General features: G+C 51.7%; 10 protein-coding genes. 6 read left to right on the forward strand and 4 right to left on the reverse strand.

Translation table 11 applies throughout. The features are described 5' to 3' along the window. Positions 1 to 16 precede the first annotated feature (16 nt). The gene (locus QMO62_RS04805) at positions 17 to 1,621 is read left to right on the forward strand and encodes a hypothetical protein (RefSeq protein WP_284638971.1); all 1,605 of its coding nucleotides are present in this window, start codon (positions 17 to 19) and stop codon (positions 1,619 to 1,621) included. Between the two features lie 79 nt (positions 1,622 to 1,700). On the opposite strand, the gene QMO62_RS04810 is transcribed toward QMO62_RS04805, so the two are convergent. Then, positions 1,701 to 3,863 (reverse strand): rhamnogalacturonan lyase, encoded by a 2,163-nt coding sequence (locus QMO62_RS04810; RefSeq protein WP_443690016.1) that lies wholly within the window; start codon positions 3,861 to 3,863, stop codon positions 1,701 to 1,703. Between the two features lie 345 nt (positions 3,864 to 4,208). On the opposite strand from QMO62_RS04810, the gene QMO62_RS04815 reads away from it, so the two are divergent. Continuing rightward, complete coding sequence (locus QMO62_RS04815) at positions 4,209 to 5,492, forward strand: FG-GAP-like repeat-containing protein (protein WP_284638972.1); 1,284 nt, start codon at positions 4,209 to 4,211, stop codon at positions 5,490 to 5,492. Between the two features lie 14 nt (positions 5,493 to 5,506). Then, a complete protein-coding gene (locus QMO62_RS04820; protein WP_284638973.1) occupies positions 5,507 to 7,720 on the forward strand; it encodes a glycoside hydrolase family 88/105 protein in 2,214 nt (737 codons plus the stop codon). A gap of 165 nt (positions 7,721 to 7,885) precedes the next feature. Here the strand turns inward: QMO62_RS04820 and QMO62_RS04825 are convergent, their stop codons facing one another. After that, complete coding sequence (locus tag QMO62_RS04825) at positions 7,886 to 8,110, reverse strand: alpha/beta-type small acid-soluble spore protein (protein WP_284638974.1); 225 nt, start codon at positions 8,108 to 8,110, stop codon at positions 7,886 to 7,888. 126 nt (positions 8,111 to 8,236) lie between these two features. On the opposite strand from QMO62_RS04825, the gene QMO62_RS04830 reads away from it, so the two are divergent. Beyond that, positions 8,237 to 8,809: an ATP-dependent DNA ligase gene (locus tag QMO62_RS04830; protein WP_284638975.1), complete on the forward strand. Its 573-nt coding sequence runs from the start codon at positions 8,237 to 8,239 to the stop codon at positions 8,807 to 8,809. 137 nt (positions 8,810 to 8,946) lie between these two features. Here the strand turns inward: QMO62_RS04830 and QMO62_RS04835 are convergent, their stop codons facing one another. After that, positions 8,947 to 10,224: an S-layer homology domain-containing protein gene (locus QMO62_RS04835; protein ID WP_284638976.1), complete on the reverse strand. Its 1,278-nt coding sequence runs from the start codon at positions 10,222 to 10,224 to the stop codon at positions 8,947 to 8,949. A gap of 373 nt (positions 10,225 to 10,597) precedes the next feature. Here QMO62_RS04835 and rsmD point away from each other — a divergent pair, with 373 nt between their 5' ends. Next, on the forward strand, positions 10,598 to 11,203 hold the full coding sequence (gene rsmD / locus QMO62_RS04840) for a 16S rRNA (guanine(966)-N(2))-methyltransferase RsmD (RefSeq protein WP_284638977.1): 606 nt from the start codon (positions 10,598 to 10,600) through the stop codon (positions 11,201 to 11,203). Next, complete coding sequence (gene coaD / locus QMO62_RS04845; RefSeq protein WP_284638978.1) at positions 11,203 to 11,700, forward strand: pantetheine-phosphate adenylyltransferase; 498 nt, start codon at positions 11,203 to 11,205, stop codon at positions 11,698 to 11,700. The genes rsmD and coaD overlap by 1 nt, the downstream gene beginning before the upstream one ends. On the opposite strand, the gene QMO62_RS04850 is transcribed toward coaD, so the two are convergent. Further along, entirely contained in the window at positions 11,697 to 12,911 is a 1,215-nt protein-coding gene (locus QMO62_RS04850) for a nucleoside recognition domain-containing protein (RefSeq protein ID WP_284638979.1), read from the reverse strand. The genes coaD and QMO62_RS04850 overlap by 4 nt on opposite strands. Positions 12,912 to 13,044: the final 133 nt, after the last annotated feature.

A 13,044-nucleotide genomic window follows, 5' to 3' on the forward strand; every position in this document is an offset into this window, starting at 1 on the left:
AAGGAAGGCGAATTCCGTGCAAACATCCAGAACTACGCAAGCTGACCGCTTTGTCCACATCGTTAAGCAATATGCGGATCACGTACTTCAGCTTCATGAGAGACGCAGGGAGGAGGACGGTCTTCCACTTTTTGCCGACGGCTTCCATACGGAGACGAAGGAACCGGTGCAATGGCTGTCCGAAGGCGATACTTGGACATTGTCCAATTTGGCCAGCCAGCAAAATTGGCTTCGTACGCTGTATTCCTTAAGCCATATTACAGGTGAAGAGAACTATCGCAGCGCGGCAAAGGACACGGTCGATTATGCCTTCAAGCATTTGAGATACGGGAGTCTGCTCCATTGGGGCGGTCATCTTGCCTACGATCTTGCCGGGAAACGGACCATCTACGCGCCGGATAAGGGTCCGCAGCATGAGCTGAAATGCCATTATCCGTTCTATGAACTGATGTACGAAGTGAGCCCGGAGGATACGAAAGCCTATATCGAAGCATTCTGGGACAGCCATGTGCTGGAATGGAGCAATCTTGAGTTCAGCCGCCACGGCAAGCCGACAGCCGGGCCGAGTGAGGGAACCGTCTGGGATCGGGACTATGCTCCGGGGGACCCCTTCTTCACGGGGACCGGCTTGACCTTTATCAACTGCGGCAGCGATCTTTATTATGCGGCGGGACAGCTTTACCGGTTTACCGGTGACGAGAAGGCATTGGTTTGGGCCAAACGGTTAAATGGACGGTATGGCGATACACGTAATCCTGTTACGGGAATGAGTGGCTATCAATTCAGCATTTCCGTGCTGCCCGGGGTACGCGGGGACCGCGCGGTCGAGCAATTCGGTGAACAATTGCGTGCGCATCAGCCTGTAGAAGGGACATTGTCGGTGGCTAGGCAAATTCATACGATTGTCGGCAAGGCAGGCATAAGCCGAATGGTGCTAGCCGAAAGCTTAAGGGAAGCGGGGAAACCGTTTGCCGAATCCGCCGTGGAGGATCTGCTTGCCTATGGCAGGTATGCCTATGAAAGCGAGACGAATCTCATGCATCCGATGCTGACGAACGGTACGCGCTTAACCGGTGTCGTGATGGAAAAGAGCGGGTATTACGGCAAACAGGGGGAAGCTTTGCAGGCTATGTCCGCCGATCCGCTGCTATTGTGGTCCTATGCCATGGGATATCGCTTGTCCGGAGAGCCGCTCCTGTGGGAATGTGTTCGAGGCATGTCGAAGGGCAATGGCCTCGGCGATCCTGGCCTGGATAGGACCGGTGAGGGTCGCAGCCTAGATTACGCCACGGACAACGCGAATCCGTATACTGTATTTGCTTTGCTGGAGCTGTACCGGATTGCCGGTCAAACGGACTACTTGGAGCTGGCTTACGCAGTGGGAGACAATATCATCCGGCAGGGGTACTGCCACGGCTTTTTCGTACCAAGCGAACGCCATCCGTACGCCAAGCTTGACAGCATAGCTCCCTTGGCGCTTCTCCATCTTTCCGCCGAATGCATAGGGACGCGTCATGAGCTGCCGGCCTTCTGCGGAGGAAGTGCGTTCTTCGGCTCCGCTTATGACGGGCTTGGGCATATTGAGGATCAGCGACTGTTTTACTTGAGAACGGAAGGCTGACAATAGAGCAATATTCTGCGTGACGAAAAACCTCCGTTACAAGGGTCGAAAGGATCCTGTAACGGAGGTTCTTTACGTACTAGCGCACTTCGATGACGGCGGTTCCGTTGAAACGATTGCCGTTTCCGAGTATACCGTTTACTTCTGTTTGAACCTCACCGCGCTGTTCACCTAACGCTTGGATGAGCGCTTTGCGGTCGAACTTGGCGAGCAGTCCTGTATCGTTCTGTTGCTTTACGGAGCTTGCGTCAAGTGTCGTGCCGTTCACGGTGAGAGAAACACGGGCTGCGTCCGGTCCGGCACCTGCAAGGCTCGGCTCATTCGGCAGTGAAATGTGAACGGTAACGGATGACTCTCCACCCGAGCTCTTCACATTCAATACCTGAGGCTGCAGTTCCGCCTTGGAAGGCATCGTCACATACATGCTCGGAGCAGGCGGCTGGCTCATTCCCGCCCCTAAATAATAGCTTGGATGCGGAGGCTGATTATAAGCCACGTTCTGCCATGCAATGCCTAAACGGTAAACCGGATCGTGAAGCAGAGTAGGCAAACGGTGTTCCGTTACATCGGTGGTGGTGTAGATTCGCAGCGCCGAATTGTCTTCGGTACGCCAGATGACTTCCTCGCGCCAGTCGCCGAACAAATCCGCTTGAAGTACGGGATTGCCTTTCGTATGGTTATTGGAAAGCGTGCCTTCCGCCGTTAGAAGAGTGATCGGCTGATGGTTGATGTAATCCCATTTTTCGATTTTCCCAACGCCGGTTTGCGACGTTCCGTTCCACGTGTGGTCAAGCAGCTCCCGCTGGAGGTCTCCGTCCCACCAAATGCCGAAGTTAATGGAAGATGGGGCCTTATCGCTTATTTTATGCCCTGAGGCGCTGAATAAGCCATACCCTCCGGAGGACCAAACCTCTTCGCCGGGATACTCCGGATGGATGTCCGCGGACATCCCGCGGCCCGTATCCTTGCCGGTATATAAGCCCCAGATCGTTTCCCCGGTGTCTGCATCGCGGTACTCCAGTCCGTAAGGGGAGCTGCGATTCTCATGGACCTGGAATACTTCCATCCCGGGTCTTGTCGGATCGAGATCCCCTAGGTGCATAGCGTCGCCGTGTCCGTATCCGGTTGTGTACAGACCTTGGCCGTTATGATCAATCGCAGCCGCACCGTAAATGATTTCATCCTTACCGTCACCGTCGACATCGGCTACGCTCAAGTTATGATTTCCTTGTCCGGCATACCCTTCATTTCCGGGCGTATTGGAATCAAAGGTCCAAACCTTCTCCAGCTTGCCGTCGCGCCAGTTATACGCTACCAGCACTGCGCGGGTGTAATAGCCTCTGGCCATGACAAGGCTTGGACGCTGTCCATCCAAGTAAGCGATGCCGGCAAGGAATCGGTCCACCCGGTTGCCATAGCCGTCACCCCAGTCGCTCACGTTGCCGCGAGGCGGATCGTAGGGTACGGTCGTCAACTCCTTGCCTGTAGCGCCATCAAAGATCGTCAGAAATTCCGGTCCGGCCAGGATGCGTCCTTCGGCATTGCGATAGTCAGCGTTCGGATCGCCGATCACACGGCCCGTACCATCCACGGTGCCGTCGGCCGTCTTCGCTGCTACCTCGGCTTTGCCGTCTCCATCCAGGTCGTAAACCATCAGCTGGGTGTAATGCGCTCCAGCGCGAATGTTCCTGCCGAGATCAATTCTCCACAGAAGTGTGCCGTCCAGCTTGTAGGCATCAATATAGACCGTACCGGTAACACCGTTCTGGGAGTTATCCTTCGAGTTGGAAGGATCCCATTTCAGGATCAGCTCAAGCTTGCCGTCTCCATCTACATCGCCCAGACTCGCATCATTCGCGTTGTAGGTAAAGACGGAGCCGTCGGGGTTCCTTCCGTCAGCCGGCTTATGCAGCGGAACATCGAGATAAGTGGCGCCCCATACAGTAGCTGCCTCTGAGGCTTGCTGCTCCTTGCCTCCTGCTACCGCACGAACGGAATACTTCGATTGGGCCGTTCCGGCCGTATCCATGAAATTTGTGGAAGAGCGTAGCGGGGCTTCAGTGATCCTTTTGCCGTCGCGGTATAAATGAAAGGCAACGTCCGCAGGGTCGGTTCCGAGCAACCGCCAGCTTACGAAAGTCCCTCCCTGCGTAGGCACTGCTATGATTCCGCGATCAAGGTATTCCATTTGCCGCTTACCGTCACCCGGAGTGAAAGGAACTGCTGCTGCAACCGTTTGCATCGGCGGACAAACCGAAATGATTTGCAGGGCCGCCAGCATGCTGAGCCCTGTCATTCCGGCGCGTCGTTTCCATGAGTGCTGTCGTTTCTTTTTCATTAATACTCCTCCTTGGATGGTTTCATGGTCACTGAGGTGACAATCATAAACGTAAATGTCCCCATCTTTTCCGTAAATAGGAAAAATTCGCAAGCGGCTGAAACGGCACTTATCAAGAAAGTGAAAGCCCGGCAAGAAAATGCAAGTCCCCGGCCAAAGCAGTCAAAAATGTACGATTGTAAACAAAGGTAACCTCATTTACGCTGACGTTATATTCAGATTGCAACCAATCATGGAGGGAATACGAAAATGAACCGAACCGACGTAAATCCTGTGGAGCAACAACCCTGTTTTCTTGGGAAAGTAGATATTCAAGAGGCGGGTCCCCGCTGCAAAATGCTGCTTGGCGATGTCAACGGCGACGGGCGCATGGAAATGATCCTGGTGCAAGCCGACAATCGGCAGGATGTAAGATATATTCCTCATCAGGTGCAGTGTATTACGGTGTTCGATCTTACGGGCGAGCTCTTATGGCAGGTGGGCAAGCCTGATCCCGGGGCAGGCGGGCAAGGCTCCGATTACCCTGCTCAAATCGCCGATATCGACGGGGACGGACATTTGGAGGTGCTGTGCATTATGGACGGCCGGTTTAACATCCTGAACGGACAAACCGGTCAGCTGAAGGCTTCTCATGCCTTACCCGATCCGCAAGCGCATGACTGCATCATCGTAGCCAATTTAACGGGAGGGCATACGGCGGGCGATATCATCCTGAAGGACCGATACCACCGGATGTGGGCGATGAACCGTAACTTCGAGCTGTTGTGGACGCGCGAAGGAAATCCCGGCCATTACCCATGGGTGTATGATCTGGATGGGGACGGGCTGGATGAGGTGATGGCCGGCTATGATCTGTTGGATCACGATGGCCGTCTCCTTTGGAGCTGTCACGATCTTGAGGATCATGCGGATTGCGTTTGGGTCGGCGATGTCAATGGGGACGGACAGCCGGAGCTGGTCATCGGCGGCAGCGTTACCGTGATGTATGACCGGTTCGGCCAAGAGCTGTGGAGACATGAAGGCTCCGTCGAATCTCAGCATATCGCATTGGGCCGCTTCCGCAGCGATTTGCCCGGCCTTCAAGTGGCCGGCCTGGACCGGCTCGTTCGGGAGGACGACGGGAAAGGCTTGAAAGGGAAGGACGCATTGTTCCTTCTGGACAGCGGCGGGCAGGAGCTTTGGAAAGAGGACCGGAAAACGGACGGCTGGCTGACGATCGTCGAGACGTTACGAAATTGGCAAGAAGGATCCCCGGATTATATTTTGGCATTCCGCCGAGGTGGCGGAGTATTCCCTTCCCTCTACGACGGGAATATGAACGTGGTCGTTTCTTTCCCGTCGGAAGGGTATGTCGTGCATGGCGACTTGTTCGGCGAAGGGAATGAACAAGTCATCATCTACGGAGATGAGACGGCAAGCATTTATTCCAGCGGTCCTAAGGATTTGACGGCCAAGCCTTCCGGCACCTCTTTAGCTCAGCCGAAGCGGTTGTCCCACTCGACCTTATATCCCGGCGGAGAAATTCCGCTCTGAATCGGAGGATGAACATGCAGCCTTATTTCCACGAAAATGATTCCATCGCGGGCAAAGCCCGTCGCAGTCAAGACGTTCTTGCCGCCGTTGCCGGCCGCTTTATCGGTTCTCATCCGAAGCTGCCGCCGGTCTATCGGATTTATCGAACGGACGGCTTCCGCCGCGGGGAGGATTACCGGTATGACATGGACCTGCAGAGCAGGTGGCCGGAGCTTGAGGACGGACAATACATCTATGTTTGGGGCAAAGTGTGGAGCGAGACGCAGGGAGATGTCCCGTTCAGCGTCAGCTGTTATAGCCCGGTGAGGGTGTTTATCAATCAAGGGCTGGCGTTTGCCTCCAATCTCAACGACGATGTGTTTCCGGAGCGCAAAAATGTTTTCCGCACGAAGCTGAATCGAGGCTGGAATCACATTGTACTGGAATTTGTAAAAACCGGAACCGGTTGCGGAGGGGTGTTCGGTACCGGCAGCATCAAGGGCTTTCCCATGCATATCCTGGCACCGACGCCGGAGAGAAACGGAGAAGAAGGATGGGTATACAGCCGTCCTCAAGCGGCTCCTTGGGAAGTGCTGCCTGGGGAAGGAACCGGGGAGGTTGCCGGCGGTGACTGGTATCCTCAAACGACTTGGTCCGATGAGGAGCTGCAAGCGGGCTGCTTCGGCCGAATTTTCGGTTTACAGGAAGGGCAAGCTGCGTTTGCTTGGACGAAGCTGGAAGTTAGAACCGCCGCTTCCCAAACGTTCCGGCTGCAAGGTGAGCATCATGGTCCGTTGACGATATACATCAACGGCAGCGCGGTCTATGAATCAACTGCTGCATCCGGTCAGGTATCCGTCTCCGTAGACCTGGGCTTTGGTCAGCACGACCTTGTGGCCCGCTCGGTTTGCTGTGGAGGGAAGCAGTGGGGCTTTCAGCTGGAAGATCCAAGCGTCGCAACCAATACCCGGCTGAAGCTTGCTGCACCCTGTCCTGTGGAAGGCTTAACGGATGTCTGGTTGTATCTTGGTCCGTTTTCCGAAGGGTATGCACCGGAGGCGGGGGACATCACTCAGATGAATTCAACCTTCGGAGCAGGAGAAGAAATCACCTATTGGCAAGCAGATCTGCCGTATGCGCGTATTCGTCCTTATCTGGAAACCGGCATGTACGGCAAATGGAACTACCCTCTGGGCGTGACATTATACGGCATTATGAAGACCGGACTGGAGCTTGAAACGTCTCATTACTTCCAATATGCAGCGGACCATATCGAGCAGTGTACCTCGCTGCATGAATATAGTATGTGGGATCAGCAGCAGTATGGCTCTCCCGGCATCAATCACCAGCTGACGCTGATCGACAGTCTGGATGATTGCGGTTCCTTCGGCGCCGCAATGCTGGAAGCCCACAAAATAAGGCCGCTTGCGGGAGCAGAAGCGGCAGCTGAGCGAATCGCCCGGTATATTATGGAAATCCAGGACCGGCTTCCGAACGGTACCTTGTACCGGGTAAGAGGAACGACCGATTTTATGAAGGACACTGTGTGGTGCGACGATTTGTATATGAGTACGCCGTTTCTCAGCAAGTATTATGAGCTGACGGGTAATCGTAAGTATGTGGACGATGCAGTGAAACAGTTTTTGCATTACAAGGAGCTCATGTACATTCCCGAGCTTCAAATCATGCACCACGTTTATGATGTGAAATTCGGCAAAGGAAACGGGGTGCCGTGGGGCAGGGGCAACGGCTGGGTGTTGTTCTCGCTGACGGAGCTTCTTGCCGTACTGCCGGAGAATCATGAGCTGCGGCCGGACGTTCTCGCATTTTTCCGGGAGCTGTGCCAAGGCTACAAGAAGCTGCAGGGGACACGCGGGCTGTGGCACCAAGTGCTGACGGATCCGGAGTCCTATGAGGAAGCTTCCTGCACCTCCATGTTTATTTATGCGTTCGCGCGGGGGGTTCGCTTCGGCTGGCTGCAGGAGTCTGACGGCTATATCGAGTCAGTCCTCCGAGGCTGGGAAGGCTTGGTTCGTCACTGTATTGATAAGCACGGGAATGTATATGGTGTTTGTCGAGGCTCGGGCTACTCCTTCAATAAATACTATTATAAGGACCAGCTGACCTGGCAGCTGAATGACACTCATGGCATTGGGATCGTACTGCTGGCAGGTATTGAAACGATTAAGCTGGAGAAGCATTTATGTGCGAATGACTCCAAGGCAGCCCGTGAGGTCACTGTTTCATGATTTACGTTAAAGGTATCCGATCGATCAACCCGCAAGGCCTGTTCTTTTGTGTCTGATCTCGTTAGGTTTCGTCGTATGCTGCGCTTGCCCGGGAAATACGGAATACGAAACAAGAAAAAGCCCTATGGAGGGCTTTTTCTACATTCGAACTCTATTGAGCTTGCATTAGAAGCGTGTTCCAGCCAGCTGCTGTTCAGCGATTTGTACCAGGCGGCGCGTGATGTGACCACCGATAGCACCCGTATCGCGAGTTGCCATAAAGCCATAGTAACCATCTTGAGGAATTTGGATGCCCAGCTCTTGAGCTACTTCGTATTTCAATTGCTCCAATGCTTGTCTTGCTTGAGGAACTACCAATACGTTGTTATTTCCGCTTTGTCCTTGAGCCATGTTTTTCATACCTCCACATGCGGTTTATTGTCTTGCGTAACGTTATGATGTCCACAATTTCCCTACTTATTCATCCAATCTTTCATGTTACAATTAGGATGGGTGATGACCATGTACATTTCGCCAATGTTACTTCAATCCGTTGATCAACCCTTCAATGACCCCGCATTTCTCTTCGAGCCCAAAATTGACGGACACCGCCTCATCCTCTCCCGCTCCCAAAGGGAAACGCGAATGTGGACTGCAGACCGGATAGAATGCACAAGACAATATCCAGAGCTACATCCGGTGCCTATCGATGGCGACGTTGTTCTCGACGGACAGGTGGCCTGTCATGTCCCGGAGAACAGCCGCACTTGTACCCATTTGGTGAAGGAACGGTTACAGCTGAAGAAGAGGGAGAAGATTGCAGCCCATTCGTTTCATAACCCCGTTCATTATGTGATCTGGGATATACTTTATTTGAACGGAAGAGATTTGCGTACGCTTCCATTGGTGAAACGTCGTTCTATTTTGGAAAAGGTGCTTGCCGAAAACGATAGATTTGTTCTAGTTACACAAGTTGAAGGAAACGGCGAGGAGCTTTATCGGTCTGTTGTGGAGCAGTCCATCGAAGGCATTGTGGCGAAGAGGAAGGATTCCTTGTATGTTTCCCGGCGTTCTTCGGATTGGTTGAAAATTTGTGCACGAGGTTCATAAAGTGCGGGTGCTTATGTAAAAAGGGAGCTAGACTTCATGGAGAAGTCCAGCTCCTTTCGTTTCCTTTAATATCATTAATTTTTATCTCCGTTAACCATTTGGCAGGAGTAGAGCCTAATTTACTATCCAAAGCAGAATTAATTATACCATACTTGTTGCTTGATTTTTTTTGCTTGTTCTAAAGGGAAAATATATGCAAAGTAATAACTAGAGCAAATGATCATATCTACTTTCATATTTTTTTTATCTATATAGAAGGATAGAACAATAGCATTTGCTGGATTTTGAATTTCTTTTTTCGAAATCCTAGGGATAAAGGTTCCATTGATATTTTCATACAAATAGTCAATTGAAATTCCAATGGAATAGCCATCTCCGATATAGCCCCCAGTTCCGTACTTTGTTAGGACATCAAAAAAAGTACTTTGATTTAGAACGATACCTTTTTTGGTTTGAAATTGTTCCTGATTTTTTAATATATCACCATCTACCAACCAACTATCTACGAGTCCTGCTGAATTATAATGGACGAGAATAGGTCCGTATTTATCTTCTTTCAAGGAAAATATGCCTTCCGAAGTACCATAAATCTGCTCGACTGCTTCTTTGGATTGTTCTAAATAAATGAATGCCTCCGGCTTTTTGGTATCACTCAACCGAAAATCATCATACGAGACTGGAGCAAAAGTAAAATCTTCACTTTCTTCAAGCAGTTGTTCTGGATTATCGGACAGTAATAAACTTGAATCCGAAGGATTTGTTGGTTTATTTTTGATTTCCGTTACTCCTTGAAGCTTAATAATTCTTATTAAGTTTATCGCTTCAGCACGGGTGAGTTGGTCATTTCCTTTCATTTCTTTTAAAGAATCAAATATATTTTTGGTGGCAGGAAATTTAATTAATAAATATCTGATCGCATCATCGCCCCGGTAATTCACACCTTGTGCCGAGGCTGTGATTTCGGCTGCCTTTGATTTTGTCAAGGCTGAATGTTTATCATTATTTTGTATAGACACGGGGTGTTTAAATAGTCTTGCAAGTCTGTACGGTGCTTCTGTCCAATCTGCATCATTATTTGATTTGTTTGGTGGGTAACCAAATGCCGAATAAAAAGTCTTAAGAAATTCTGCTTCGGAAATGGGTTGATCCGGTCGATAAGTTCCATCTGGATATCCATTGATTATTTTTATTAAAATTGCCCATTGAAAAATGCGTTCGCTCCAATGTCCGCTGAGGTCCGAAGGATTACGATCAAGGGCATTCCATAAAGAGGATACAGGATCATTCGTTTCAGTATTTTGCAATATCTGAGTATCTGGATTCGATTCAGCGAGTACTATTGGATTATTGTATGACAGGAATAAAGAACTGAACAAAACGCTTGAGAGCATGATACATTTTAGTTTGATTGCCAATCTTCCACGTCCCAACTTTAATTTCGAGGCATATGTCTCCAGAAAGAAGAATATTCCCCCAAAAAAGAAATTTCTTACCTCCATTATCCAATATTTGTTTTTAAAATCAAGTTACCGGCTTGTCGTACATAAAAAATTCGGGCCCCGTCTCACGACGAGGCCCTTCATGGGAGAGGAGAAACCGGACGAAGAGCTTATGGGGAACGTAAGTCTTCTCCGCGGTTGTCTACGACATTTTCGGATGTCGATGATATAAGGATGCACCCCGGGCAAGAAATATATACATGAATCGGCAAAATTTTTTTCGGTTTTTTGTGAAAATCTTCGTGTTTGTGGTACGATATCAATACGATTGCTGGAAGAAGGTGCTAGGATGAGGGTCATATCGGGTCGGGCGAAGGGCAGGCCGCTGAAGGCGGTACCCGGGATGGGAACGAGACCGACCACGGATAAGGTGAAGGAAGCGATATTTAGCATGATCGGCCCGTATTTTGACGGCGGCATAGCGCTTGATTTGTTTGCGGGGACAGGAGGTCTCAGCATCGAAGCCATGAGCCGGGGGATGGACCGGGCGGTGCTAATCGACATGGATAAGAAGGCGATCGATACGATTCGCCATAATTTGCAAGCGACCGGGTTTACCGAGCAGGCGGAGGTGTACCGCAATGACGCGCTGAGGGCGCTGAAGGCCCTGTCCAAGCGCGGGCTGCGGTTTGAGCTGGTGTTTTTGGATCCGCCGTATCGCCTGAAGGTAATCCACGATTTGCTAGAGCAGCTAACAACGGAGAAGCTGCTGGATGACGGCGCGAGAATTATTATCGAGCATGATGCGGAGGACCGTTACGAAGAGCCTCTATATGGCTTGGAGCACATCAGAAGAGCGGAATACGGGGACACAGCGGTCACGATATTCCGTTATACTGCGGAAGACGAAGACAAGCTGGAGACGGAATTGAACGAGGGAGCTGACGAGAGGTAATGGAGAATCAAAAGGTTGCGGTATATCCGGGAAGCTTCGATCCGGTAACGAACGGGCATCTGGACATCATTCACCGGGCGGCGAAGGTGTTCGATAAGCTGGTCGTGGCGGTGCTCAACAACACAAGCAAGAATCCCTTGTTCACGGTAGATGAGCGTGTGGAGCTGCTGCGTCAGGTAACGGCCGATTTGCCGAACGTGGAGATCGACAGCTTCCGCGATCTGCTCATCAATTATATGAAGCAAAAGGACGCGCATCTCATCGTAAGAGGCTTGCGCGCCGTTTCTGATTTCGAATATGAACTTCAGATGGCGTCGACGAATCGTAAGCTTTGTGAGGATATCGAGACGTTGTTTATGACGTCTACGCCGAAGTATTCGTATTTAAGTTCCAGTATTGTGAAAGAAATCGCCCGCTTCCACGGTCCGGTAACGGATCTGGTGCCGGCTGAAGTCGAGAAGGCTCTGATGGACAAGTATGCGGACAAACGCGGTTAGCGCTCTCCGCGACGGAATAGAAAGGCCGTAAAGATGGAGATCACTACCAGCAGCAGCAAAATGGTGCCGAACTGCAGCATCATCGGGCTGACAAACGGCCAGAGGGTGCCTTGATCGAGCGCCCAAGCACTTTGCCCTCCGTTGAACGCGGATAACGGCTCTTGTTGTCTCGTAAGCCAGCTGTTTAAAGGCTCCCATACAAGCGGTGTAAGGATGAAAGCAGTGCCCGCATGCCACAAGCGGAACTTCAGGAACCGCTTAAAGCGCAGGTCTGTCGCCACGGTAAGGCTGCGAACCTGCGTGATGGCCGATAAGCCGCCCCAGGCTAGGACTAAACTTAGCAGAGCATACTGCCAGACCGAGGAGACGGCTTCTGCTTGCGTAAAAGCGAAGGCGCCCAAATGCGCTTCGAACATGCCGGGCAGCAGGGCTGCCATCATTCGGTTTAGCTCCTCCGAGCTCCAAACTCCGAGCAAGGCGATGGGGGAGGACAACACGGTAAGCAAGCCGGATAAATCGATGACCTTCAGCAGCACGGAGAACATCATGATGTAGCCCCCGATAATGAAGGATTGCTGAACACTCACCGACACGGCATCACCCAGCAGCTTGCCGAAGGTGCGTCCATCTCGGGCTCCCGCCGCACGGAAGGCTTCAAGCGCATGAGCGAAAACGCCTCTGCGTCGGAAGCCGGTCAAGGGCAGCGGTTCTTCAGTAGAGCTCATTCGCTGGGCCAGCAGCACCAGAAGCATAGAACCGTAATGTATTACAGCCAAGGCAAGTCCGATTGTCGCACTGTGAAGAAAGCCTACACCGACAATGGTAATAAGGAACACAGGGCTAAGCACATGGGTCGCTCCGAGAAGCCGCTCGGCTTCATCGCGAGTGAGCTGGCCCTCACACCGGAGCGTGCTAATGGCGGCTGCCCCGACAGGCATGCCCGCCGTAAAGCCAAGCGCGATAAGCCAGCCGCTGATACCGGGCAGCCGGAACAGAATGCGCAGCAGCGGCTCAAGCAGCGCCCCGATCCCATGCAAGGCGCCGATCCCTCGCATGATCTCCGTGATGATCAGGAAGGGCAGCAGAGCGGGGAATACAAGCTTCCACCAAAGCTGAATGCCCTGGAGGGAGGCTTTGAAGGCCTGATCGGGAAACAGGATCATACTAATAATTAACAGAAGCGCGCAAATGCCGAGCATCAGGGTAGACATGCGCGGCGAAGACAACACTCGCAGGGGTTGCATTCATATCACTCCAGCGTAAGCAAGATGGTACATGTTTACGCTTTGTCCGCATCGTTTAGACCAAGCAGGCATACCCTACCTATACAATCAAGCTTCAGCA

The sequence above is a fragment of the Paenibacillus silviterrae genome (assembly GCF_030167925.1).
GTDB lineage: Bacteria > Bacillota > Bacilli > Paenibacillales > NBRC-103111 > Paenibacillus_G > Paenibacillus_G silviterrae.

Excerpts from the sequence above, each read along its gene's own strand:
- QMO62_RS04830 (WP_284638975.1), top strand. The coding sequence starts at position 8,237 with ATGTTACTTCAATCCGTTGATCAACCCTTCAATGACCCCGCATTTCTC.
- rsmD (WP_284638977.1), top strand. The coding sequence starts at position 10,598 with ATGAGGGTCATATCGGGTCGGGCGAAGGGCAGGCCGCTGAAGGCGGTA.
- QMO62_RS04815 (WP_284638972.1), top strand. The coding sequence starts at position 4,209 with ATGAACCGAACCGACGTAAATCCTGTGGAGCAACAACCCTGTTTTCTT.
- coaD (WP_284638978.1), top strand. The coding sequence starts at position 11,203 with ATGGAGAATCAAAAGGTTGCGGTATATCCGGGAAGCTTCGATCCGGTA.
- QMO62_RS04820 (WP_284638973.1), top strand. The coding sequence starts at position 5,507 with ATGCAGCCTTATTTCCACGAAAATGATTCCATCGCGGGCAAAGCCCGT.
- QMO62_RS04825 (WP_284638974.1), bottom strand. The coding sequence starts at position 8,110 with ATGGCTCAAGGACAAAGCGGAAATAACAACGTATTGGTAGTTCCTCAA.
- QMO62_RS04810 (WP_443690016.1), bottom strand. The coding sequence starts at position 3,863 with ATGCAAACGGTTGCAGCAGCAGTTCCTTTCACTCCGGGTGACGGTAAG.
- QMO62_RS04850 (WP_284638979.1), bottom strand. The coding sequence starts at position 12,911 with ATGTCTACCCTGATGCTCGGCATTTGCGCGCTTCTGTTAATTATTAGT.